This is a genomic window from Pyxidicoccus caerfyrddinensis (assembly GCF_010894405.1).
Lineage (GTDB): Bacteria > Myxococcota > Myxococcia > Myxococcales > Myxococcaceae > Myxococcus > Myxococcus caerfyrddinensis.
Genome location: NZ_JAAIYA010000023.1, coordinates 185811 through 210230 on the forward strand (window position 1 = coordinate 185811; position 24420 = coordinate 210230).

19 protein-coding genes and 1 pseudogene are annotated in these 24420 nt (G+C 67.7%); 12 read left to right on the plus strand and 8 right to left on the minus strand.

Annotated elements, in window-relative coordinates; translation table 11 throughout:
- Positions 1-111 precede the first annotated feature (111 nt).
- Positions 112-3600 carry an FxSxx-COOH system tetratricopeptide repeat protein gene (fxsT, locus tag G4D86_RS39995; RefSeq protein ID WP_163999556.1) on the plus strand — a complete coding sequence of 1163 codons (3489 nt, stop codon included), beginning with the start codon at positions 112-114 and terminating at the stop codon, positions 3598-3600.
- Between the two features lie 85 nt (positions 3601-3685).
- On the opposite strand, the gene G4D86_RS40000 is transcribed toward fxsT, so the two are convergent.
- The 7 genes from G4D86_RS40000 to G4D86_RS40030 all read right to left on the minus strand — a co-directional run bounded on the left by G4D86_RS40000 (position 3686) and on the right by G4D86_RS40030 (position 11475).
- The gene (locus G4D86_RS40000) at positions 3686-5149 is read right to left on the minus strand and encodes a S28 family serine protease (RefSeq protein WP_163999557.1); all 1464 of its coding nucleotides are present in this window, start codon (positions 5147-5149) and stop codon (positions 3686-3688) included.
- Between the two features lie 268 nt (positions 5150-5417).
- Positions 5418-5903 carry a VOC family protein gene (locus G4D86_RS40005; protein ID WP_163999558.1) on the minus strand — a complete coding sequence of 162 codons (486 nt, stop codon included), beginning with the start codon at positions 5901-5903 and terminating at the stop codon, positions 5418-5420.
- Positions 5904-6103: 200 nt separating this feature from the next.
- The gene (locus G4D86_RS40010) at positions 6104-6661 is read right to left on the minus strand and encodes an SRPBCC family protein (protein WP_163999559.1); all 558 of its coding nucleotides are present in this window, start codon (positions 6659-6661) and stop codon (positions 6104-6106) included.
- A gap of 220 nt (positions 6662-6881) precedes the next feature.
- Complete coding sequence (locus tag G4D86_RS40015) at positions 6882-8579, minus strand: hypothetical protein (RefSeq protein ID WP_163999560.1); 1698 nt, start codon at positions 8577-8579, stop codon at positions 6882-6884.
- A gap of 215 nt (positions 8580-8794) precedes the next feature.
- On the minus strand, positions 8795-10435 hold the full coding sequence (locus G4D86_RS40020; RefSeq protein WP_163999561.1) for a tetratricopeptide repeat protein: 1641 nt from the start codon (positions 10433-10435) through the stop codon (positions 8795-8797).
- Positions 10436-10622: 187 nt separating this feature from the next.
- Positions 10623-11108 carry a hypothetical protein gene (locus tag G4D86_RS40025; protein ID WP_163999562.1) on the minus strand — a complete coding sequence of 162 codons (486 nt, stop codon included), beginning with the start codon at positions 11106-11108 and terminating at the stop codon, positions 10623-10625.
- Between the two features lie 226 nt (positions 11109-11334).
- Positions 11335-11475 (minus strand): hypothetical protein, encoded by a 141-nt coding sequence (locus G4D86_RS40030; protein WP_163999418.1) that lies wholly within the window; start codon positions 11473-11475, stop codon positions 11335-11337.
- A 311-nt stretch (positions 11476-11786) separates the two neighbouring features.
- Here G4D86_RS40030 and G4D86_RS40035 point away from each other — a divergent pair, with 311 nt between their 5' ends.
- Positions 11787-11969, plus strand: coding sequence for a hypothetical protein (locus G4D86_RS40035; RefSeq protein WP_163999563.1), 183 nt, complete (start codon positions 11787-11789; stop codon positions 11967-11969).
- A 12-nt stretch (positions 11970-11981) separates the two neighbouring features.
- On the opposite strand, the gene G4D86_RS40040 is transcribed toward G4D86_RS40035, so the two are convergent.
- Positions 11982-12749: an alpha/beta hydrolase gene (locus tag G4D86_RS40040; protein WP_163999564.1), complete on the minus strand. Its 768-nt coding sequence runs from the start codon at positions 12747-12749 to the stop codon at positions 11982-11984.
- A 117-nt stretch (positions 12750-12866) separates the two neighbouring features.
- On the opposite strand from G4D86_RS40040, the gene G4D86_RS40045 reads away from it, so the two are divergent.
- From G4D86_RS40045 to tssI, 10 genes and pseudogenes are all read left to right on the plus strand, one after another.
- The gene (locus G4D86_RS40045) at positions 12867-13535 is read left to right on the plus strand and encodes a response regulator transcription factor (RefSeq protein ID WP_163999565.1); all 669 of its coding nucleotides are present in this window, start codon (positions 12867-12869) and stop codon (positions 13533-13535) included.
- Entirely contained in the window at positions 13525-14733 is a 1209-nt protein-coding gene (locus tag G4D86_RS40050) for a sensor histidine kinase (RefSeq protein ID WP_240360740.1), read from the plus strand. The genes G4D86_RS40045 and G4D86_RS40050 overlap by 11 nt, the downstream gene beginning before the upstream one ends.
- Before the next feature lie 694 nt (positions 14734-15427).
- Entirely contained in the window at positions 15428-16630 is a 1203-nt protein-coding gene (locus G4D86_RS40055) for a serine hydrolase domain-containing protein (RefSeq protein WP_163999566.1), read from the plus strand.
- Positions 16631-16770: 140 nt separating this feature from the next.
- Complete coding sequence (locus tag G4D86_RS40060; protein WP_163999567.1) at positions 16771-17691, plus strand: hypothetical protein; 921 nt, start codon at positions 16771-16773, stop codon at positions 17689-17691.
- Between the two features lie 166 nt (positions 17692-17857).
- Positions 17858-18973, plus strand: coding sequence for a serine hydrolase domain-containing protein (locus tag G4D86_RS40065; RefSeq protein WP_163999568.1), 1116 nt, complete (start codon positions 17858-17860; stop codon positions 18971-18973).
- Between the two features lie 207 nt (positions 18974-19180).
- Entirely contained in the window at positions 19181-22507 is a 3327-nt protein-coding gene (locus G4D86_RS40070) for a DUF4062 domain-containing protein (protein ID WP_163999569.1), read from the plus strand.
- 91 nt (positions 22508-22598) lie between these two features.
- Entirely contained in the window at positions 22599-23078 is a 480-nt protein-coding gene (locus G4D86_RS40075; RefSeq protein ID WP_163999570.1) for a hypothetical protein, read from the plus strand.
- 40 nt (positions 23079-23118) lie between these two features.
- Complete coding sequence (locus tag G4D86_RS40080) at positions 23119-23544, plus strand: tetratricopeptide repeat protein (protein ID WP_163999571.1); 426 nt, start codon at positions 23119-23121, stop codon at positions 23542-23544.
- Positions 23545-23613: pseudogene (locus G4D86_RS54375) on the plus strand (SEC-C metal-binding domain-containing protein); the annotation flags it as partial. It abuts the gene before it with no gap.
- Between the two features lie 221 nt (positions 23614-23834).
- The coding region (tssI, locus tag G4D86_RS40090; RefSeq protein WP_163999572.1) for a type VI secretion system tip protein TssI/VgrG at positions 23835-24420 on the plus strand (586 nt) is incomplete at its 3' end.

The window sequence follows — 24420 nt, forward strand, 5'->3', positions numbered from 1 at the left end:
GATGCTCTTCGTCAGCTACGACCTTTCCAGGGCGCATGGTGGTGCGGCAGGAGACATGGCTCCTGGCCCCTTTGACGAAGCACGCTGAAGGCGGATATCCCACGCCATCCCATGACCGCCTCGGTGTTCATTTCGTATGCACGGGCAACGAGCAGTGCCTCGGCGGAGGCGTTGCATGCGGAGCTGACCCGCGTGGGGATTTCAGCGTTCCTGGACCGCGTGGAGCTCAGCGTGGGCGAGCGCTTCCCGGCTGCCTTGATGGAAGCCCTGCTCTCCTCGCACCTCGTGGTCATCTTTGCTGACGCGCTCTATTTCCAGCGCTGGTACTGCCTGGCGGAGCTACGGATGGCGCTCGCCCCCGCACTGGCGCTGCCACCGGGAGCGCCCCGAAAGGAGGTGGAGGCAGCGCTCTCGCCCCTGGTGCTGGCTCTGCCCGCCGAGGGGCTCCCGCAGCAGGAGCTGGAGCGGCTGCCTCCACCGCTGCGCACGGTCCATTGGCCTGCCGCCGGGAATACCAGCGCCTTGGTCACCCTGGTGCGTGAGCGGCTGGAGCTGTCCCCTACGAGTCTCGGCCAGCGTCTCGAGGCCGCTGGCGTCCTGGAGGAGCTTCGCTCGAAGTTCCAGCAGGAGTCCGCGGTTCCTCCACCGGGCCAGCTCGCCGGGAGAATCCTCTATCCCCTGGACCTGGAGCCATCGCTCGGGAGTGCGTTCGTGGGCCGGGCCGATGAGCTGTGGCGGCTCGACTTCATGCTCTCCACGGTGCGCGGCGAGGCCAGCACGAACACCGCCCCCGCCGTGGCCCTGGAGGGCGGCGGAGGCTTCGGGAAGACACGGCTCGCCCTGGAGTATGTCCACCGCATGGGAGCCTCGCGCTTCCCGGGAGGCGTCATCTGGATTGACGCCGATGCGGGCGAGGCCCGGCTGGATGCGCAACACCACGAGGTCCTGCGCACCTTCCGGCCAGGGGTCCCGGAGCTGCGCACCTTCCACGAGCAGGGCCGCAACGTGGCCAAGGAGCTGGCGCAGGCACTCCATGCGCTCCCAGCACAGAAGCCTGTGCTGTTCGTGGTGGACAACGTCCCGGAGCCGGAGCCAGGCAAGGCGCCCCACCCGCTGCGCCGGTACTGCCCCGCGATCGGCAAGGTCTCACTGCTGGTCACCTCGCGAAGCCGTGTCTCGCTGGGAGAATCCGGCGTGCAGTTCCTCCCGGTGGACACACTGACCCCCGAGGCCGCGGTCTCCCTGCTGAATCAGGGCCTGGAGAACACCCGGGTGGCTCAGGAGACATGGCTGCGGATTGCGGACTGGGTGGGCAACCTGCCCCTGGCACTGGAGCTGCTCAACCGTGTGCTGGTCCTGGGAGGACTCACGGTGGATGAGTTGGTGCGGCGCACCGAGCACGTGCGCCCGGCGGCGGAACTCGACAAGCAGATGGATGCGCTCCGGGGGCAGCTGCCCGAGGGCCGGCTCCGAGGCATCACCGAGGCCTTCACCCTCTCCTACCAGCGCCTCACGGAGAGAGAACGCGAGGCGGCGAGGCTCATCGCACAGCTGTCGCCCGCGCCCATCCTTTTCGAGACACTCAAGGCGCTGGATGCAGAGGGATTCCCGCCCGCGGTACGGAACGCGCTGGTAGCGCGCTCGTTCGTGACGCGGTTGAGCGGGCGGGAGAAGCACTGGCTGGGACGCATGCACCGCGTGCTCGCGGATTTCCTCCGCAGCCAGGCGTCGGCTCCCATCGCGGAGGCAATGCGCGTCTGCCAGGGATTCGTGAAGCTCCTGCCGCCGGGCTTGGGCAAGGAGCCGCGAGTCTGGGGGCTCATCGATCTGCACCTGCCCCATGCGACGTGGGTCTTCCACACCTTGAGCCAGGCAGAGCATCTGAGTGACGAGCCCAGCTTCGTGAAGCTGGGACTGAGCATCGGGGAGTTCCTGCTCGCCACGGGAGATCTCCAGGGTGCGTTCGAGTACACCGATTGGCTTCGCGAACGGGCACAGGGGGCGCTGGGCCCGGAGCACGAGCTGACGCTCGCAGCCACCTCGATGCTGGCCCAGGTGCTCCAGGAAGGAGGACACGTCTTGAGTGCCCGGCAGCTGAAGGAAGAAGTGGTGGAGCTCCGCCGCCGCACGCACGGAGACGAGCACCCGACAACCCTGGCAGCACTCCACAACCTCGCGGTGGCGCTCCAGGACGAAGGACGGTGGAGCGAAGCCCTTGCGCTTCGCGAGCAGGGCCTGGCGACGGCGCGGCGCACCCTGGGACCGGAGCACCCACAAACCGTCTCGGCCATGAGCGACCTGGCCGCCTCGCTCCTGCGCGTCGATGAGCTGGCCCGGGCCCGGGCGTTGTTGGAGCAGGTGCTGGAACTCCTGCGCCGCAACGAGGGAGACGATTCCCACAAGATTCTCTCTGCGAAAGGCAACCTCGCGGCGGTGCTCGAAAGGCAGGGCAACGCCCAGGAGGCTCGGGCCCTGGAAGAACAGGTGGTGGAGGGCCGCCTCAAGCTGTTTGGCGAAGAGCATCCGGCCACGCAGCGCGCGATCACCAATCTCGCTGTGACCTTACGGGCCCTGGGGGAACTCCACCGCTCCCGGGAGCTGCTTGAGACAGTCCTGGAGGTGCGCCGCCGGCTGCTTGGTTCAGAACATCCCGACACCCTGAACACGATGAGCCACCTCGCCACTGTTCTCCACGACCTGGGGAACCTCGCGGCATCCCGGAAGCACAAGGAGGAGGTGCACGAGACCCTCACACGAACCCTGGGAGAGGACCACCCCACGTCGCTCATCGAAATGAACAACCTGGCGGTGACGCTCTGCTATCAGGGTGAGCCTTCCTCGGCGCGTCCCCTCGCCCAGCGGGGCCTGGAGCTGAGCACCAGGAGACTCGGAGAAGGGCATCCCATCTCCGTGGCCCTTCTGGCCACGCTCGCCATGTCGTTGGAGAGCTTGGGAGAGTTCTCCGAGGCGCGGAGCCTCCGCGAGCGGGAGGTGAAGAGCCTCCGAGACACGCTCGGAGCGGAGCACCCAGAGACCCTGGTAGCCACAACCCTGTTGGCCAGACTCCTCTCCGAGCAGGAACAACTGCGCGAGGCCGCCGAGATGCTGGAACAGACCGTCCCAGCCATCGTCCGGGCACGAGGCCCGGAGCACCCTCAGACGATCACGGCGATGAACTATCTGGCTGTCGTCTACCGCAAACAGGGCCACATTCAGCGCGCGCGGGAGATGTACGAGCGGCTGCTGGAAGTGAATCAGCGGGTGCACGGTGCGGAGCATCTCGAGACGCTCACGGTCATGCACAATCTGGCGGAAGTGATGCAACAGCAAGGAGAGTCCCCTCGGGCCCGGGCTCTGTACGAGAAGACGCTGCGAGCTTGCATCCAGACCCTGGGACTCGAAAACCCATACACCGCGATGACCGCCTGGGATCTGCTGTGGCTGCTCACGGAGACGCATGCCCCTCGGCCCGCCATCGAGGAGCAGCTCCGGAATCTCCTGTGGGTCCTGGACCGGGATCCTCGGAGCCTGATGCCCTCGTTGCGAACCATCCAGCAGGGGCTGTTCAGGATGATGGATGAAAGCCCGCACGGCGGCTGAGGCCAGGGCCCCTCGCGAGAGAAGTCCGGGGACACCGCCCCCGCCCGGCCACAGCGGGTGGAAGCGGTGTCCTCGTGTTTCAGGGCTACAGACGGAAGCGCGGCTCCATGCTGCGCTCCGCGTCCAGCTCGGCCTCGAGCGTCAGCGCGCGAGCCCCCGCGGCCGACACGTCCAGCCCCATCCACCGGTAGAGGTGCTCCACGGCCTGGGTGCGCTCGGGCTCGGGCAGGCGGCTGATGCGCGAGCCGTGCTCGCCACCCGGGACGATGAAGCGGAAGGAGTCATTGCGCTCGCGCACGGAGAAAGCGCCGGAGGACCAGGGGTCATTCTCTCCGTAGATGAAGAGCATCCGCTCCCCCTGGCTGCGCACCCAGTGCTCCACGCGGTGCATGAGGTCGTGGTCGAACCGCTCCCTCACCGGGAAGGACAGGTACGCGCGGGGCTCGTCCTCGCCCGGGTAGCGCAGCAGCCCGTGCAGGTGCCGCGTGGAGAAGCGCGTGAAGCCCAGCTCCGTCGCGGCCTGGTAATAGTAGGCCGCGTAGTAGTCGAGCCACACGTCGCCGTAGGTGAAGGCGATGGCGACGATGCCGTCCAGGAAGCCGAAGAGCTCCGCCGCCGGCGCGTCGGGCGCGGGGACGTCCTCGCAGTAGGGCGTGCCCCAGTATTGCCAGAAGTAGAAGGACGCCTCGACGACGGCGAACTCCAGGGCGCGGTCCCTTCCGCCAATCACGTGGAAGTCCGTGCCCCCGAGGACCACCAGCTCCTCCATGAAGGGCATCATCTCCGCGCGGTGCAACAGCACGGCCTGCTGGAAGGCCTGGAGCTTCGCGCGGCAGTCGGCGTCCCCCACCTGCTCGACGAAGCGGGCGTAGCGCCCGTCATCCAGCCCGTGGCTGTTGGGCGCGACGTACGGCACGGTGACGTCCACGTCGTCCGGGTAGAAGTAGCGGTGGTACACGGCCGCCATGCCGCCCTTGCTGCCGCCGGTGTTCAGCCAGCGCCCGGAGTACAGCGGCTTGAAGGCCTCGACGATGCGGTGGTAGTCGCCCGCGGCCTGCCGGATGTCGAGCAGCTTCCAGTCATTCGAGGCCGGTCGCGAGGTGCCGAAGAAGCGGTGCTCCAGCGAGAGCTGGTTGGCGCCGAGCAGCGCGGTGGGCTCGGCCCGCGACGGGTTGTCCCCCAGGCCATAGCCGCCCCCGTAGAGCACCATGGGCGCGTCCACCGAGCGGTGCAGCAGATTCACCCGGAGCTGGAAGCGCTCACCCAGGGGACGCCGGTGGTCCGCGGGCTGCTCGAACACCATCCGGAAGAAGCGCGTGCCCGCGTAGGGCGAGGGCCGCTCGTCGAGGACGGTGAGCCCGGGGATGGACTGGAGTCGGGTGAGGATGTCCTCCGAGTCCGCTACCGCCTCCAGCGCGCCCACGGCCCGCGCGGGAGGCTCCGCCCCCGAGGACTCCGCGAGGGCGGTGTCCCCGCAGGACTGAAGCAACACGGCAACAACGAGCCACCCTGCACCCTTGAACACGCCAACGGCTTCTGACCGCTTCATTCAATCTCCGGAAGTAGGTACTTCGCGCGCGAGCGCCCATGCACGGAAGAGCCGCTCCATCGCGGCGCATCCCACATTTTCGGCGCACGGAGCTGAACGGCGAAGTTCCTTCTTTATTGCACCTGCAACGTCGCTACGGCGTTACACGGCGCGGCGGCGCAGCCGCGTCACCAGCGCCTCGAAGACGGCGTAGGTAGGAGAGCCGCGCCCGCCCAGTGAAGAGGAGGGCGAGGCGCATCAGGTGCGGGGAGGCTTACGCGTTGACCGTCTAGCCTTTGAGCGCTGCCTTGATCTTGGCGACGTCGATCTTCTTCATCGTCATCATCGCTTCAAACACGCGCTTGGCGGCCGCCTTGTCCGGATTGCCCATGGCTTCGAGGAGCACGCGCGGCGTGATCTGCCACGAGAAGCCCCACTTGTCCTTGCACCAGCCGCATTCGCTTTCCTGGCCGCCATTGCCGACGATCGCGTTCCAGTAGCGATCGGTCTCTGCCTGGTCCTCGGTGATGACCATCTGGCTGACCGATTCATTGGCCTTGAAATTGGGGCCGCCATTGAGCCCGACGAATGGCCGGCCGAGCACGGTGAAGTCCACCGTCAGCTCCTCGCCTTTCTTCCCGCCTGGGAAGTCGGACGTCGCGTCATGGGCCGGACCGACTTTGCTGTCGGGGAAGACGGAAGCGTAGAATTCGGCGGCCTTGCGGGCCTCGCCTTTGTCGTACCACAGGCAGGTAACCAGCTTGTCGTGTGCCATGAATACCTCTCCTTGAGATTTCCTTTCACAACCTCACTCCGCGAGGCGTGGCCCCAAGGGGCGGCCCCACTGCGCCGGGTTGTGAAAGGAGGCGCAGGTTAAGTCTTGCCGACCCGGGCGAACCCGGCGCCCCGCGGGTCGTGTCCGATACTGTGAAGTATGGGCGGAATGGGGGCCCTCTTGCTCGGCGGTGGGCTGACCTACTCCGTCTGTGCCGTCTGCTGACGCTTCTTCGCCTCGGCCTGCGCGGCGATATCGAGGTCGGCGAGGCCCTGCTCCATGCTCTTGCCGATGAACCCGTCCATGAAGGGCGACATCACCTTGCCCATCAGCGTGTTTGGCCCCTCCATGCTCCAGGTGACGCGAGTGCCCTTCTCGTTCGCCTCGAGCTTGAAGTTCGCCTGGTTCGTGGCCGGGAAGGGCTCGATGAACTCGAGCTTGATGGAGACGAGCTCTCCGGGCCGGCTCTCCAGGATGGTCATCCGGCCCTCGCCGATGTTGCGGTTCCCCTTGTACGCGTAGACGGCGCCGGGGCCCGAGGCGGGGCCCTCGAAGGTCCTCGCCAGGTTCGGGTCGAGCTTCTCGTAGGGCGACCACTGCTGCCACTGACGGAGCTCGTTGATGAGCGCGAACGTGGCATCCGCGGGCGCACTGAGCTGGACGCTCCGCTCGACGTGGAAGCGGTCCGGGCGCGTGGCGACGAAGACGACCAGGGCGGCGACGAGGATGGCGGCGGCGATTCCGAGCTTCTTGAGCATGGTCGGGGCTCCTGTGTGATTGCTGCCTTCAACACGGCGACGAACAGGGCCCGGGGAGATCGACACTCCGGTGATTTATTTTCGCCGCCCGCCCAACCCATTGGGATTCCACGCCAATTTCCCATCCCACCGGTCCGGAAATAAAAAAGCCCCTCCGCGCGGAGTGCACGGAGGGGCCGGATTTCGAGGCTGCGTCAGGCGACGAGCTGGGAACCCTGAATCACCAGGCGCGCACGAACTTCAGGCGCCAGCCCTGCTCCCACAGCTCGTCGTGACGGTCGGAGAAGTCCTCGGAGTTCAGGTCGTAGACCTGGAGCTCGTCCGTGGTGTCCTGCCGCAAGACGGCCGTATAGGAGACAAGCCCTCGCACCACGTAGGGCTCCAGCAGCTTCAGCCTCCAGCCCTCCCGCCTGAGCGCGTCATAGCGGGCGCGGAAGTCCGCGGGGCTGGCACCGTCGAGCAGGAGCTCCGGCTCGGTGCTCGGCCGCCACACCGCCGTGTAGAGGACCTGGCCGTCCACCACGTAGGGTTGCAGGAGCTTCAGCCGCCACCCCTGCGTGGAGAGCGCGTCGTGACGGGCGCGGAAGTCCCCGGGGCTCACTCCGGTGAGCAGGACCTCGGCCTCGGAGCTTGGCTGCCACACCGCCGTGTAGAGGACCCGCCCCTCCAGCACATAGGGCTGCAGGAGCTTCAGCCGCCAGCCCTGCGCGGAGAGCCCGTCATGCCGGGCACGGAAGTCCTCGGGGCTCGCGCCGTAGAGCGGGAGCTCGCCCTCCGTGCCCTCCTTCCAGACGGCGTTGTAGAGGAGCTGCCCGTCCACGACGAAGGGCTGCAGCGTCCGCAGCCGCCAGCCCAGTCCCCGAAGCTGTGAGTCCTTCTCCTGGTAGTCCTCGAAGGTCGCGCCAATCAGCTCGATCTCCGAGTGAGTGGAGGGCGCCCACGCAGCGGTGAAGTTGCCGGGGCCGAGGAGAGGCCTGACGCCCGAGAACTGGGTGATGCGGCAGCTCGCTGAGTCGGGCAGGGGAACTTCGTTCTTCCGCAGCGCACAGGCCTTGATGGCCGCGGCGGCATCCGCGCTGGCCTGGCTGAAGCTCACCTGGCCCGGCATCATCCAGATGGGGGAGTCCGGGGAGTGGGGGTTCTTGGCGTCTTCCGAGACGGCGGTCGCGCGGATGCCCAGGTCCAGGGCGGTTCCCCGCGTCCCGTTCGTGTGGTTCGTCGCCATGCGGTGGCAGCCGAGGCATGGATTGCCGGCGACCTCGACCTTGTAGGCCTTCCACGACGCGAAATCCGCGCCGATGAAGCGGTAGGGCTGCTTGCTGTTGAAGGTGTAGTCGCCCTTGCCAGGGAGTGCGTTGGCGCCGGTGACCTGGGTCAGGTATGGCGAGCGGATCAAGGGCCCGTTGTCATGGCAACCCGCGCAGTTGATGTTCGCGGTCTGCGAGGGCGGAAGCCAGGTCCAGGCCGCCGTCCCCTGGGAGGGCGCCTTGACGTTGCCGTCGAGGTCGCCGAGTGCCTGGTAGAAGCATGTTGCGCCGTTCTTCTTGTTGTACTGGATGACCGCGATGTCGCCGTAGCGGCCCGCGCCAAGTCCCCGCTTCCGGCAGTGGGCCACGACGAACGCGGTCGTCGTGTTGGACAGCACCTGGAAGCGGCTGTTCGGGTCACATTCGCGGTTCAGCCGGTTGGGCTGGTCGCACTTCCCAGCCACGTGGTGTTTCGTCGGGACGATGGTGCCGTTCTCACAGCTGAAGTCGGGCACGGTGACGCCGATGGCCTGGTCGCACTGCTGGGCATACTCCTGCAGCGCGTCCGGCAGCGCGAAGGTCCGTGAGCCCAGGGACGCATCTTCACCGGGCGCGGAGGTGTCCCGGGTGCTGCTCTCACAGGCGGTGAGGCTCAGGACAAGGACGGCCATCAGGATCGCCCGGACGGCAGGTGGAGCTCTCCTCATCACAATTCCCTTTCGATTCCGCCCGGAAAGCCCAGGACGCACGAAGGGAACGGAGCTGGCCTGTCCATTCCCTCAACCGGGAAGGAGGATTGCCGCCGGCGCGTGGACGCGACCGGCTCCTGCGTGTGCTTCTCCTCCACAAGAAGTGAGCGGTGGGTCCGGCGAGCCTCGCCGTGACCTCACCGCACGCTCACGCGGGTCACCGCCTGCAGGCGCTCCTTGAAGAGTCCGCCCCGCTCACCCCGGGATTCCACTTCCACGAGGGCGTCCAGCCGCGCCTGGCCCTGGCGGACCTTGAGAGGGTCGTACCGCCCCGTGAAGGTCCACGCCTGTCCCGGCTTCAGCGCGTGCTCCCGGCTCGGGTCGTTGCGCTCGGGATAGGTGGAGGAATCCGACCTTCCGTCGAGCAGCATCAGGACCAGGCCCGGGAGGGGCTTTCGCGGCTCCGCCCCGGCGACGGACAACATCAACACGGGGCCGGGGCCCGGGGCCTTCCGGGGCGGCTCCTCATACAGACGCAGGTACTGCACCTCCTGGCTCACGTTGCGCAGGGTGATGCGGAAGCTGGAGTCCTGCTTCAGGGGCTCCACCGAGAGTCGGAGCGGCGCTCGCAGCTCCTCTCTCACGCGGTGGGCGAGCTGCGCGGCATCGCCGTTGAAGTCGAACATGTAGGGGACGTCGGGTGCGCCGATGCTGTCGTCTCCCAGCTGCTCGAGCCGCAGCAGGAAGGGGGCCGCTTCCTCCGGACGGCCGAGGTGCATCAACAGCCGGGCGAGGTGGAAGAGCACCTGGCCCTGACTGGCGACGATGCCATCGGCGGAGCGGGGCAGCGCCGCCGCCTCGCGATAGAAGCGCTCGGCGCGCGTGAAGTCACCGTGACGCTCGGCATGGTGGGCCAGGAGGAAGAGCAGCTCTATCGAGTCCCGTAGGGGGCTCTCGGGGCGCTCGGCCATGGCGGTCAGCCGCGCGTAGGCGGTCGCGATGGGTTCGGAGTGCGGGTGGACGTTCGAGCCGGAGGGCTCACCCCCGTCCAGGATGGTGTAGTGCAACGCGGTCGCCGCCGTGAACCGCACGCGCTCGTCGGGCTCCCGAAGCGCGGCCACGAGCTGCTCGAGCCGCCCGGGGTATTTCGCCGCCAGGGAGACGGCCATGGCTCGGATGCCCGGCTCCGGGGCCGCGAAGCCCCGTTCGATGAGCGTCTCCTCGGGGACCTCCCCGCTCGCCACCAGCGCACGGAAGGCGGTGGCCCGCATCGCGGAGGACTGGCCGGAGTCCTGGAGGATGGATTCGATCCGCTCGCGCCCGGGCTTCCACACTCCATCCGAGGCGTAGTCGAGCAGCTCCTCGGTCCATCGCGGGCTCCGGCCCCACTGGGCTTGTGCCAGGGCGGGGCCCTGGGGGGACCGGGACATCATGAGCAGGTGCGCGAGCAGACGGACCTCGTCGTCCCTCAGGTCGTTGCTCGCGACGAGCCGCTTCAGGAGGGGAAAGAGACTCGCGTCCGTGCTGTAGAACAGCGCGCTCAAGGCCGGTTCCCGCGTCCTGGGCTCCTCGGCGAGCTTGCGCAGCACGGCGAGGGTCGCCGGCGAGTGCCGCTGGGCCGAGAACTCACTCCAGGGGTCCCCGACCCCACAGGTGCCACCGGAGCGCCGTGCCCAGACCTGGAGCACCTCCTCCGCCGAATAGTCCCGGGCTACCGGACGTGATTCGTCTGGCGTCTCCACCTTGGGAGGTGCGCCGTCATCCCCGGCGCTGACCGTCGAAGGGATGAACGACGTACCCATGAGCAGCGCGGTGGTGAGGACCAGGGCTCGGCGCATGGACGCCACGGTAGCGCAGGTTCATGGCTGCGCCTCTGAGAGAACGCCGCGGCGCAGCCAGGCAACCTGGTGGACTTCTACAATTCCGGCTCACTCCTGACCCCGGAGCTCATCCTCGAGTACGAGGCACCCCAGGCATCGCCGTGGGTTGTAGCGGCGGACACCTGGTACCGGAAACGAGGGTAGGTCACCACGAGATGCGCGTGCCCAGTCCCAGGGATTGGGAGTTCGGATAGCCCGTCAGTGAACCCGTGACGGGACGGTAGATGCGCGCGTCGAGCGACAGCGGCACCCGGCCCAGCATGAAGGTCAATTGTGCTCCCAGGAAGTAGAAGAGGTCTGTGCTGGAGCTGCCCATGGCAGCGGCTGGTCCCACGAGGAAGGCGGGTCGGATGACGCCCTTGTCGAAGCCCACGCGCAGCACCCCCGCGAGCTGTAGGAGGGGGCCCTTGCTGGTGCTGTAGGTATCGCCATGGGAAGGGTCGAAGCGGACGATTCGCTCGGAGCCGGCGTCGAGGTAGAAGGCCAGCTCCGGACCCGCGGCGATATACGAATTGAACCGGGCGAGCAGCTGGACCCGGGCTCCCGGCCCGCTGTGCTCACCGCCTTCGATGTCGTTCGTGAAGGCGTAGCTCAGCTGGAGGCCCAGCTCCGGCCGGATACCTTCCCTCAACCGGGACTCCCTCGAGGCCTCGTCGGCACCCGGTTCGCTCGGAGCCGCCTCCTGGGCCAGGGCCCCACCCGCCGAAAGACAGAGCAGCACGGCCGCACAGAACATGCGCGTCATCATTCCCCCCATTGCAGGACGTGCGTGCCGGCCCGTCCACCCGCGTCGCGCGCGGGCAGTCTACGCGGGCAGGCCCTGAAGGCAATGGGACGGCTCTCGCTCGCAATGCCGCTCACGGCGCTGGCGGCTCGCTCAGCACGAGCAGCCCTCGCGCCGTGTCCACCACGTACACGTGGCCGTCGCCGGGCACGTGGAGGCCGGTGGCGCCCTCGCCCGGGCCGTCGCCCCGGCCCGTCAGCCGAGGCGACAACATCCCTGGCACAGGGGGCCCGGCACCTCTCGAGCGTGCGGGTGACGTAGGTACCCGTCAGAGGCTCACGCTACCCGCGGGTGTGCGGCGGGTCTTGAACTCGATTGGGGCGACCCGCCGACTGCCGTCGCAGCGTCCCCGGCGGGGCAGGCACGGCCGAAGCATCTTTTTTGCGTCATGTTACAGGTGCAACACAGTATTTCTCGACACCACCCACTCCGCATCGGGCGGCTGGGTCATGCGGCTCGCGGACGCGCGGCGCGACGCCATCCTCGACAGCAACCTGCGCTTCTACGCCGGGGTCTGGGCTGGGCGTGGGCCTTGCCTTCGTCACGAGCCGGATGCTGGGCAGCCTGCTCTCCGGCGTGGAGCGCACCGACCCGCTCACGTACGTGGGCGTGGTGGCGGTGCTGGGAGGCGTAGCCCTCCTGGCCAGCCTCCTGCCCGCGTACCGGGCGACCCGCATCGACCCCATCATCGCGCTCCGGCACGACTGATGGAGTGACGCCCTATCTCAACCAGCGGCGGACCTCGTCCAGGTACTCGCGCGGCAGCGCGTGCCCGCTGTCGAAGGTCCGGCGCGTCTTGCGCTTGGAGGGCGCGGCTTCGAACAGCTTCTGGGTGTTCTCCTCGGTGGAGAATGGATCGCGGTTCGCGGTCAACAGCAGCCAGGCCTGATGAATCCCGTCCATCCGGTTCACCGGTGCGGCGTCGCCCAGCACGGGGTCGACGTGCGGTGGCACCATCGTCACCAGATGGGTGACGCGAGGCTCGCGCGAGGCCAGCAGGAGGCCCACCTGGGCGCCCATGCTGTAGCCGGCGACGAGCACCCTCGGCGGCTTCTTGCGGGTGGCGAGCACCTTCGTGAGGAGCGCCTGGGCATCGCGCACGGTGTCGACAATCATCGCCTGATAGGGAGCGGGCTCACCGGCGTGCGCTCGCTTCGCGAGGGCTCCGGGCCGAGCGTCGGGAGTCGCCCGCGCGCCGTGCCGCCTCGCGTCCATGAGGTAGACCCGGTAGCCGGCACTCCGCAGCTGCTCCGTCAGGGCGCCACCGAAGGTCGGCTCCGCATCGGACAGCCAGTCCTCCTTGCTCCGGGTGAGTCCGTGCAGCAGGACGGCCACGGGCGGATTCGCCGCGCCTCCTTCCGGCTCCAGCACCAGCACGGGAATGCGTTGTCCATCCTCCGCGTGGACCTCCATGGGGACCGCGGGGCTCGAGGCATGGGCCACGGAGGTGGCCAGGAACATCAGACCCAGCAACAGCGAGCGCTTCATGACGGGACTCCTCCAGTGAGAGAGGTCCCGGAGCCTGCGGGAGCGAGGGTCAGCCGGGCGTCACTCCCCAGCTGACATCCGTTTGACGTGACTGCGGGTAGCATCCCGGTCACTCCCATGCGCGTGCTCGTCATCGAGGACAACCGAGACCTCCAGGCCAACATCGCGCGATTCCTGGAGCCGGACTTCCTGCTGGACTTCGCGGGCACCGGACCCGAGGGGCTCGCGCTGGCGCTGGCCAACCCGTACGACGTCATCGTGCTGGACCTGATGCTGCCCGGCATGAGCGGCCTCGAGGTGTGTGAGCGCTACCGGCAGGCCGCGCCCCGGCTCGTCCCCATCCTGATGCTGACCGCCCGGGACACACTCGAGGACAAGGAAGAGGGCTTCCAGGCGGGCGCGGACGACTACCTCGTCAAGCCCTTCTCGCTCCGGGAGCTGCGCTGGCGCCTGGAGGCCCTGGCACGCCGGCCCGTCCCTCCGAGCGGGCGGAAGCTGACGCTGGGCGGGCTCACGCTGGAGCCGGAGAGCGGGCAGACGCGCTGGGGTGGGCGCACCGTCCGGCTCAACCGCACCGAGGCCCTCATCCTGCGGCTGCTGATGGAGGCCGCCCCCGAAGCCGTTCCCGCGGCGACGCTGGCGGAGCGGCTCTGGGGGGACAACGCCCCCGAGTCCAGCGCGCTGCGCACCCACGTCTATGCCCTGCGCAAGGCGCTCGCCGGGCTGGGGCTCGACAATGCCATCACCACCCGGCGCAACGAGGGGTACCTCCTGGATGCGCGCTAGGGCCAGGTCGCTGCGCGTCATGCTCCGGCGCGCCATGGGGCTGTCCGCGGCGTTCGCACTGGTGCTGATGGGCGGGTTCTTCACGCTCTTCAGCTACGACCTCGAGGACGTCATCTTCAACCGCATCGTGGCAGCGGAGGCGGACCGGCTCGAGCCGGGACACTTCCCCGGAATCACCCTGTATGACGGGCACTCCGCGCTGCCGCCCTGGCTCGGAGAGCGGCTTCGCCCCGAGCTGCTCCCGGGCGAGTACGAGGTGCCCTCCGGGGGCCACGGACACTTCCACGTCGCGGTGCGCCCCGGCATTGGCGGAGACAGCCGGTACTTCGCGTTCGACGTGACGCGCCTGACGAGCACGACGGACCACCTGAAGCGGACCGCCGGACTGCTCCTCGCCAGTGCCCTGTTGGCGCTGCTGGCCGCCGCGCTTCTCGCCCGCCTCGTCGCCCGAAGGCTCGTCCGGCCGCTGGAGCGGGTGGTGGAGTGGACACGGGCCGAGGGGGCTCCGCCTCCCGAGGATGACGGTGGAGTGGCCGAGGTCCGCGCGCTGGTGGACGCGCTGCACGCGCGGAACGCGCGCATCCAGGAGCAGCTGGAGCGTGAGCAGCGGTTCAACCGCGACGCCAGTCACGAGCTGCGCACGCCGCTGGCCGTGGCCCAGGGCGCGGTGGAAATCCTGGAGCTCGACCCGCCACGAGACGCGGAGACGTTCGACCGTCTGCGCCGGGCCGTGAGCCAGATGGGCCTGCTGACGGAGGGCATCCTCTGGCTGGCCCGGGAGCGCCGCTCCGAGGAGCGCTGCGACCTGCACCGTGTCTCGCGAGAGCTGCTCGCAGCTTACGGGCACCTCCGGCGGAGTGACGGCATCGAGCTCGTCATCGAGTCCGCCGGTGAGGTCCACGCACCCATCCCCGCTTCCGTCGCCAGGGTGATGATGGGCAACCTCCTCAAGAACGCGCTCGCCTACACGGATGAGGGGCGCATCGTCATCGCCATCGAGCCCTCGGCGTGGACCCTCTCCGACACGGGGGCCGGCTTCGGCCGCGCCGAGCCAGGGAGCGAGAGCCATGGCATCGGCCTGTCACTGGTGGAACGGCTGGCTCGGCGCTTCGAGTGGGCGCTATCCATCGACACCCTGGAACCCCGAGGCACCCGCGTCCGGCTGAGCTGGCGCGTGAAACAGCCTGAAGCGCCCTGAACCGCGTCCCGGCGAAGCCCTGGGTGCTTCCGCCGGCCTCGCGGTCCGGGCGACAACTCCGCTGGCACAGGGGGCTCCTCGGCCCCTGTGCACCAGCCCTCACCCTCAACAGGCCTCCCATTCGCTCTATGCGTTGTTGTCGTTCGCCCACTCCGCGCGGATATTGGCGACCATTTGCAAGGCATCAGCATCAGAGGAGGACTGGGCCATGGATTCGGCTTTTGCCAAGCACAAACGTGCGATGTCAGCTTGACCTGACCGCCAGCGTACGCCCGCCAAGGCGAGCAGCGGGAGTGGATCGCGATCCGCGGTAGCGACTGCTTCTTCTGTACCGCACCGGATTGTTGAGACACCAGGTTGGTCGTAATCAGGCCGCTTGCTTCTGCCTCAGCTCCCGCCGGGCCTGACTCGGCGAGAGGAAGTTGTGGCGCTCCAACAGCCAGTGCTCGTTGTATCGGTGAGCCCACTCCAGCAGGGCCAGCCGGAGTTCCTCCACGGTGGCTTCGGCTCTGCCCCCGCTTGGGGAGCTCGCGTCGGCTTCGGCCGTCTCCCCGCCGCACTCGCGCCGTCCTGTCCCGGCGGCCGGAAATCGAGCCGCTGCGGACGTCCTGCTCCGCAATCGTGTGAGCCGCGCATCGTAGGGGCTCTGGAAATCCCGCGTCGCATCCACGAACTCCAGCCCGGCCAGGACGCCATGACCTCCAGACACTTCTTCCACGGCCCGACACCCGCCTCCGCGGCCAGAGCGCTCTCCGCGCTGGCGTTGACTGCCGCGATGGCGCTCACCGTGCCCGCCGCCGCGGCCGCGCGCGCCCCCTCTGTCGCGCCGCCGCCGTTCTCCCAGGTCATCGAGCGCGAAGTGCCGGCCATCATGAAAGAAGCCCGTATCCAAGGCGTGGCCGTGGGGCTGATTGTCGGCGGCAAGCTGGTCTACGCCAAGGGCTTCGGCTACGCGGACCACGCGGGCAAGGTGCCGGTGACGCCCGACACGGTGTTCGTCGCGGCCTCGCTGTCCAAGCCGATCGCCAGTTGGGTGACGATGCGTCTGGCCGAGCAGGGGCGCGTGCAGTTGGATAAGCCGGTGGCCGAGGTGCTGTCGCCGTGGCCGCTGGCGCAGAACGAGTTCGACCATCGCCTCATCACGATCCGCCGCCTGCTGTCGCACACCGCGGGCACGACCTTGGGCGGGTATCAGGGCTGGCTCGAGTTCAAGGAGCTGCCGAGCCTGGAGGAGTCGCTGGCCGGCAAGACCAACGGACGCGGCGCGGTGGAACTGTTCGCGCCGGTCGGCGCGAAATTCCAGTACTCCGGCGGCGGCTACACCCTGATGCAGCTGGCCATCGAGCGGACCACGCAGCGCAAGTACTCGGACCTGGCGCGCGAGCTGGTGTTCCGGCCGCTGGGCATGAAACACAGCAGCGTCGCCATGACGCCGGAGGTGCTGGCCGGCGCAGCTCAGGGACACGGCGACGATGGCAAGTCGGTGCCGATGCGTTTCTACGTCGAGCAGGCGCCTTCGACCCTGACCACCACCGTCCACGACTTCGCCCGCTGGATGATTGCCGGCATGGCGAACACCGCCGGCGCGCATCCACTGACCCAGGCGCAACTGGCCCAGCTGTATACACCCGCGGAGCTGAGCACGCCGCGCGCGCCCGATGAGGCGGTCTACGGCCTGGGCCACTTCATCGAACGCCTCGGCGACGGCAGCACCGCCGTCGGTCACGATGGACGCAACCAGGCCGGCTTCCGCGCCAAATTCTTGATGCGTCCGCAATCTGGCGACGGCATCGTCTTCTTCAGCAACTCCCGCAGCGGCCTGGCCCTGGACCGCGTCGTCTGCCTGTGGGGCGCCGACGTGGCCAAGGTCGATCCGGTGACGACCTGCAAGAAATAGCGTTGCGGTCTACCGGGTGCCCGAATGCGCGGTGAAGCCAACCCGTTTTCGCGGGGCAGCTTCATGAGCGGATTGATTGGGGTGACGCGCAGGAACACGCCCTTTGGCAGCTTCGTCCGCACGCGGTAGAAGTCCCGCGCGTGAGCCCCTTGAAGACGTCGATGACGAACGACCCGCCGAGAACCTCGCCGGGCCGGGCGGCTGTCCTGTTCGCAGCCGCCTCGGGCGGCGCGGTCCTCGTCGGCTGCATCGTGGCCGCCGGTCATGCCGTTCCGGCAGCCCTGTGGGCGCGCAACGCTGGCGCCTGGATTGTCGGCGCCCTCCTGGCCACGGTGCTCGCCAGGACCACCACACAGCGCGCGGCACGGGTCATCCTGCCGTTGGCCGCGGCGGCGATGGCGGCCACGCTCCTCAGTGGTGGGCTCTCGGGCGTGCACCGCTGGATTGGCTTCGGCCCTGTGAGGCTCAACGCCGCTGAGCTGTTGCTGCCGATGACGCTCGTTGCGTGGACGTGCGCGGCCGAACGACGGCGTCCGCTGTGGCTCGCGGCGCCGGTGATTGCCATCATCCTGGCGCTCCAGCCCGATGCCTCGCAGGCGGTGGCGCTGGCTGGCGCCGTCATCGCGGTGCTGCTCGCCCACCCGTTGCCCCCGTCCTTCAGGTTCATGGCGGCGGTCATCCCCGTGGCGGCGGCGGTGATGGCAGTCTTCCGTCCGGACCCGTTGCAGCCCGTGCCCGAGGTCGAGGGCATCATCGGCCTGGCCCTGGAGACGTCTCCGGCCCTGGCGCTGCTGGCGGTGCTGACGCTGGCCGGCGCGGTCCTGTCGCCGCTGGCAGCGGCTGGTGCCTCCCGTGCGGCGGCGATGGGGCTCACCGTCTACCTCGCGCTCTCCGCGCTGGCGCCCTGTCTCGGAGCCTTCCCCGTCCCGCTCGTGGGCATGGGAGTCAGCCCCATCCTTGGCGCGTGGTGCGGCATCGGGTTGTTGGTGGGCCTGGGCCGCTCATCGGGCCACGAGCGACATGGAGGAGAGCCCTCCAACGTTTCCGCGTCGAGCGGGTGACGCGCACGCTCGTAGACGGTGTTGCATTGGCATGTCCATCGTCAATGCTCGGAGTCTCGAAGTCAGACAAAATGCTTCGCGTGAGGGTTTGCTCGCGCGACGGTCGAAGGCTCGTCCTCATACGGAGGGCGCCAGCAGGACACGGCGTCCGTCTCTGGGGCGCGCGGTGTTTTCCCTCGTCCTGCTCCTCGGGATGGTCGGAGCAGTCAGCGGGTGCAGTGACGACGACGAACCCACGTCGTCGCTGCACGCCGACCTGCAGGCCACGCTCGATGATGTCGTCGCCAGGGGCGTGACTCCCGGCGTCGCCCTGGTCGTCTCCTCGCGCAATGGCCAGTCCTGGTCAGGAGCGGCCGGCCTCAGTGATGTCGAGCGGAAGGTGCCCATGTCCGCGCAGGACTCCTTTCGCGCCGGCAGCATCCTGAAGACTTTCGTCGCCACCGCCGTGCTGCAGTCCGTCGAGCGGCGCGTGCTCGCGCTGGACGACACCCTGACGGAGCGGCTGCCGGCGAGTGTGACGGCCCATATCGCGAATGCAGAGTCCATCACCCTGGCCATGCTGCTCAGTCATCGGTCGGGCATCCCGGAGTGGGTCACGGACGAGACCACCCAGGCCATCTTGTCCAACCCGGAGCACGTCTGGACGCTCGACGAGATTCTCGGCATCGTCGAAGCGCAGCCGCCGGTCTTCGCTCCCGGAGCGTCGTACGGCTACTCGAACACCAACTACGTGCTCCTCGGCGAAGTCCTCTCGGCCGCGGAAGGTCGCAGCTGGCGCGAGGTCGTCCGCGAGCGGGTCATCGCGCGGGCCGGGCTCTCGCACACGCGTCTGCCCGAGCCGGGAAACACGGACTGCCAGGCGTCTTGCGCGCGGGGGTACGTCCCGTTCGACGACGAGCTGATGGACTTCACCGACGTCGACCCTTCGATGGCCGGGGCCTCCGGCGGTCACGCCCTCGTGACCACGGTCTTCGACCTCGCTTCCTTCTGGAAACAGCTCCGCGCTGGTGCGCTGTTCGAGCGCGCGGACACCCTGGACGCCATGCTTTCGTTTCAACCGGCACCCGAGCCCGAGTCCCGCCTGGTCGGATACGGGCTCGGCGTGATGCGGCTGGAGTCCCAGGGGACTGTCGCCGTCGGACACCTGGGCACCACGGCGGGCTACCAGAGCTTCATGCTCTATGTGCCCGCGACAGACCGCTACGTCACGGGGTTCACCAACGTGATGGGTGACCTGGCCGCGGTGCTCGTGCCCATCCTGGACCGCGCGTCCCGGCCCTGAGCCTCAATGGGCGCAGGAGGTCGAGGCGACACCATCCCTGACACAGGGGGATGACCTGCGCCGGACCAGGAGCTCCCTGGCCCGCACGGATGGCGCCCGGAAGGACATCCTCGCTCTTCATCCCGTCCTACCCCGCACCTTCTGCCGCTCCCGTGGTTCGGACCTGGCAGGACTGGCTGCTAACGTGCGTGGTGGGGTGGGACACACATGACCGAAGCATCTCCGCTTCCGACGCTGACCGAGCCGGCAACTTCACGGCCCCAGCGGAAGCATGTCCTCAACGTGTTCATCTCCTCGCCGGGGGATTGCGGAGCGGAGCGCCGTATCACAAAGGCTGTCACCGAGCGGGTGAACAGCTCCCCAGCCGCCGCTTCGAGAGACATGGAGCTTCGGCCTCTCCTCTGGGAAGAGCTCCCTCCAGGCCAAGCGGAGCCAGGTGATCTTCAAGCCCGCGTCAACACGCTGCTAGAGCAGTATGGGCTGAAGCGCTACGACATCTATCTTGGGATGATGAAGTCGCGCCTGGGGACACCGACGCCCCGGGCGCGGAGCGGAACGGTCGAGGAGTTCGAGACTTCGCGCGCGCTGCATCGGGGCGGCGGAAGGCCTGAAGAAGTTCTCTTCTACTTCATCGGTACAGATGCGCCCCCCGAGGTCGTTCAGCTCCGGCAGGAGCTGGATGGGGAGGGCTTCCTCTATGCCTCGGTCGCCAACACGGAGGAGTTCGAGCAGCGCATCGAAGCCCACCTCTTACGGATCGTGGAGGAGTGGTTCCGCTGGAGGCGCCGGCTCTGGCGCCTGCTGCGGGCCCTGATGGGGTCGGCGCTCGTTGCCTTCCTCCTCCTCTCCATGGTTGCGCTGGGAGCCTACGTGCACTTCGACCGCGGCCAGTTCCAGCGGATCCACGAAGTGCTCGTGCAAGAAGGAGCGCTCGCGGCGGCGCGGAACTGGGGCGAAGCGTCGGCCTATATGCCGTTCCACGGTGGGGCCATGCGGGAGGAGATCAACACCGCCATGATCGCAGAGTTCGGGCGGCACGCGCAGGCGGGAGACGCACTGGCGCTGTTCGAGCGCTGGTCCCAGTTGCCAGTGGCAACTCCGCGGGCGCTCGAGTCTGCGGCAGCCATCCTTCGCGAGCGCACCTCGGGGGAGATCGAGCGACAGCTCGCCGGTCCAACGACGACCCGGCCTGGCAGGTTGTGGCTTCAGGCTCAGCGAGCGGGGATATGGAGCGGAGCGGAGGCCACCTCGGTCGAGGTGCTTGGGAGCGTTGCCGGGCGGAGTCTGTTCCTGGCGCTCCAGGCCGGGCAGGGAGACCCCTTCACATGGGCTGCCCAGCTGAAGCCTGTCGAGCGTGATGCGCTCGTCGCATTTGCCCGCCGGGTGTCAGGGGACAAGGCCTGGGGGACCCCTGCGGAACGGGTGGCCGTGGCCGCACTGCGCTCGGACTGGAAGACACTGGAGGTGCTTGCCACCGAGGCCGCCGGAGATGCTGGACAGCCGGCCCAGCCTCGCGCCGACCTGGCGTTCATCCAGCATGCCCCGGCGGGTGAGGTGTCGAAGTGGTTGCGAGCGGTCGTGAGTGACCAGGTTGCACGGCCGGTCCTCGCGGGTTGGGTGGATGCGGTGGGGCTCCGAGGCGCTCAGGAGCCAGCGGATGCATTGCTGGAGCTTGCCGCCGACGGGCGCCTCCCCGGAGAACTCCTCGCGCGGAGCGAATCGTCGGAGAGTTACCAGGGGTTGCTCAAGACGCTCCAGGCGAAGCCCGGAGTTGCAGCTCAGCTCCTGCGTCGGTACGCCGAGGGGCACACCCTTTCCGTGCATCTCTTGCAGCTCCTGCTGGCCGTGGTGCCCGCCAGTACCGTTCCCGAGGCAGCGCAGCGCCTGCTGGTGATGCGGCTCATCCAGCTGGTGGGGGAGAGTCCGTCGGACACGGACATGTCTCCCGAGGCATTCCGGTTCCTCGCGGGCACACGGGACGCGGCAGCCTGGAGCTTTCTCGATGGCAAGGTGCGTGACTATGCGGAAGACCGCATCTCGTTCGGAGTCGCCCACCGCGTCGCACTCATCGATGGAATGTGCGGCAGGGGCGGCAATGGCGGGGCGCTGGCCTCATTGAAGCTCGCCCTGGCCACTCGTGCGCAGGCCGCGAAGTACCATTCGACGGACAAGCTGTTTGGCTTTGATGATCGCCCTGTCCAGACGGCGTATCTTCGCAGTCTGGACCGGTGTGGCATGCCTTCGTGGGAGCGGCACCTTTCCTTCGTGGACGCGCTCATCACCTCCCGGCTCAAGGACGCCCAGCCACAAGCAACTCCTCTTGGCGGGCCGTTCTATACTGCCCTGGTCTTCAGAGAGTTTGATGCCGCGCTGTTCTCCGTGATGGCGAAGCTACGGGAGGACGACCTGCTGAAGCTCCTCCGATTTCCAGAGTCGGTATTCATCAAGGGGGATCCCACGCAGAGCCGTGAACGCTGGTGGTATCTGCTTGGCATGTTCGATCGTGCTCAACGGGAGTTGCCTCCGTCCATCTTCCGGCACACCGCGACCTGGTTCCCTGGAGGTCAGGTCACCAAAGCCAAGCACCTGGAATTCCTCGCCCGTCGCGGCGGACGCCTCGCGCGAGAGCACTTTCGGGGCCAGGTTGAAAAGGGTGATTGGGAGGCGCTTCCTTTCCTCTGGCTGGAGGAGGACACCGAGCGGCTCGCCAAGGATGCCGGGCGGTGGCAGCCGCAGCTCGAGGCCTCTGTCCTGGAGGGGACGATGCTCGCGGCACAGCGTCTTGCTCCCGCGCGGTATGCAGACATCGTTCGCACTCTTGCCCAGGTGCTGGGCGCAAGCAGGCCGGACATCTTCTGGCCCCGGGCCGCCGAGGCCAGGGTGCTTGATTCGCAGCTCGTGACGGCCGCAGAGTCCGCGCTCCAGCAAGCGCAAGAGCGTGCGCGGGTTGCCCTGGCGCTCCGCTACCTTGGGAGCGTCGCCCCCGAACGTCTCCACGCGCTGCTCGCGCAGCCTGTCATCGAAGCCCGCCTCAAGCAGTTCTTGGAAGCCGACGATGCTTTTGACTGGATGAGCATTGCCCAGGAGCTCTCACTCCCAGCCTCCTTGCCCTATCCCTCATGGCTCGAGGATGCAGCCTTCCGCCGTGTGGTGCTCCTGGCCACTTCTCGAAGCAAGGAGAAGGATGAGGCAGATGAGCGCTTCCAGATGGAAGAACAGGTACTTCAGGGCCATCTGCTTGAGCACGTTGCCGCATCCGGTGGTGTCGAGCGATGCAAGCAACTGCTCACCGTCAGCGAGGAGTCTCTCCCGGTGACTGTTTATGGGCCCTTGCGCAAAGAGGCGGCCTGGAGGCCCTACGCTCTCTGGTTGGCTGCCAGGTGCTTTGCCCGCCATTCCGCAGGAGTGAGGGACGCCATCGCGAACGCGAGCTGGCTCACAGCCCTCGAAGGCGCCGAGCCCACGCTCCAGCGCTCCGTGGCGGCGGCCGTCCTTACCGCCGTGCCTGCACGCTCCGAGCCTTCAGCCCGCTAGTCGTGCCGGGCATCAGGAATTCCGCGCACCCGTACCCCAGCATGAATGGCTGCGAATCCTCCCGATTCCGGCGGAGCTCTTCGCCCCGGTCATGCATGAGCTGATCGAGTACGGCGCTCACGCCACAATTCGTGACCGCCTGTCGAAGCACCTTGCGGGATGCAGCGAGCGCCAGGCCGAAGTCCATGCGGACTTCCTCGCGCTGCCGGGGAATTGGGAGGGCCGTCTGAACTACTGGGCGAAGATGATGACCGCGTTCAGTCCAGTCGGTGGGTTTCTCAATCATGTCCCAGGCATCACCGACGCGGAGAAGCAGCGCCTCCGGTCCGAAATCGAAGACCGGGTGTTGCGGATGCGGCGCTTCGATGAGGAGGAAGCAGCTCACCCGCATCTCTACGATGTTCCCGCCGATGCGAATACCCGAGCCAAGCGTGAGCTGATTCAGGGAATCGCGCCCGCTCATGGGGAAACATTGCCGAGGCCGTCGAGCACCTGCGACGTGTCATCAGTCATGACCCGTTCAATGCTGCCTACCACTACGACCTGGGCTGCCATCTCGGAGAGTTGGTAGCGAACGGAGAGCTCAGCTATCTGGAGGAGGCGATTTCCGAGTGCCGGAACGGCTCGCTCCTGACTGGAACTCACCGCCTACGGAGGTTGCCATCATCCTCTCGAACATCGGCATGCTCGAGGAGGCAATCCAGGCACTCATCGAAGCTGAGCCTGTGGCGAGGGGCTGGGCACACTTCCACTTCACCCGAGGCAACATGCTCATGTGGTTGCGGCGCTACGAGGATGCCGCTGAGGCCTTCCGCCATACACTGAAGATAAAGCCGCAGTTCGTTGCTGCCATGGTCAATCGTGCCGTCGCGCTCACCGCTCTCGGGCGGTACAAAGAGGTGGCGAAACTTGCGCCGCAGCTCGCCCACCATGGAGGCCCGCGATGCGCGCGGCCCGAGCAATGGTTGGAGTACTTCCCGAGGATGTCCGAGCTTGCCGTGCGACGTGCGAGCGAACCCAAGCGCTCTACTGTCTAGCGGAATGCTGCATGCTTCTGCGGTAGTGGAAAGAAGTCCAAGTACTGCTGTGGGACGGCTCGTCGGTGAACCTCCATTGTGAAGCTGGAAGTGAGTCCGGGGAAAGGACCTTCCGTGCCTGTGTGATGTGTAACCAAGGACCATTTACCGGCGGAGACAGCTTGAGGAGTCAGTAATTACCCGGTGGATGTCAGTCGTCACTCGTCCCTCTCGACAGCTGCTGTTGCCCATGTGTTAGGGTTTCGCCACCATGGCGCTAATGGCAGAGCACCATCGGCGAAGGGGGCAACATGTCTCGCAGCAGTTCACCCGCGTTCTCGGTGCAGGTCGGTGCCTACGGCCCGGAGGCGCTGAGTGTCTCGGGGGTGTCCGGCACGGAGGGCATGAGTCGGCTGTATGACTTCCGGGTGGACTTCTTCACGAAGGATGGCGAGCCGCTGGTGGTGGCGGACCTCGTGGGGAAGGACGCGCTGGTGACGCTGTCGGTGCGCGACGGCAGCCCGCGCTACGTGCACGGCCAGGTGCGCGCCGTTGAGTCGCTAGGCGTAAAGACGGGCCGCCAGCGGTACCGGGCCCACCTGGTGCCCAGGCTGTGGCGCCTGTCCCAGGTGCACAAGAGCCGCATCTTCCAGAACCAGAGCGTGCCGGACATCCTCAAGGCGGTGCTGGGGGAGGGAGGGGTGGAGGTGCGGCTGGCGCTCTCGGGCAGCTACGCGGCGCGCGAGTACTGCGTGCAGTACCGCGAGAGCGACTTCGCCTTCGTCAGCCGGCTGATGGAGTGGGAGGGCATCTTCTACTTCTTCGAGCACACGGACTCGGGACACACGCTGGTGCTGGGGGACAAGCCCAGCGCGCACGCGCCGCTGCCGCAAGGGC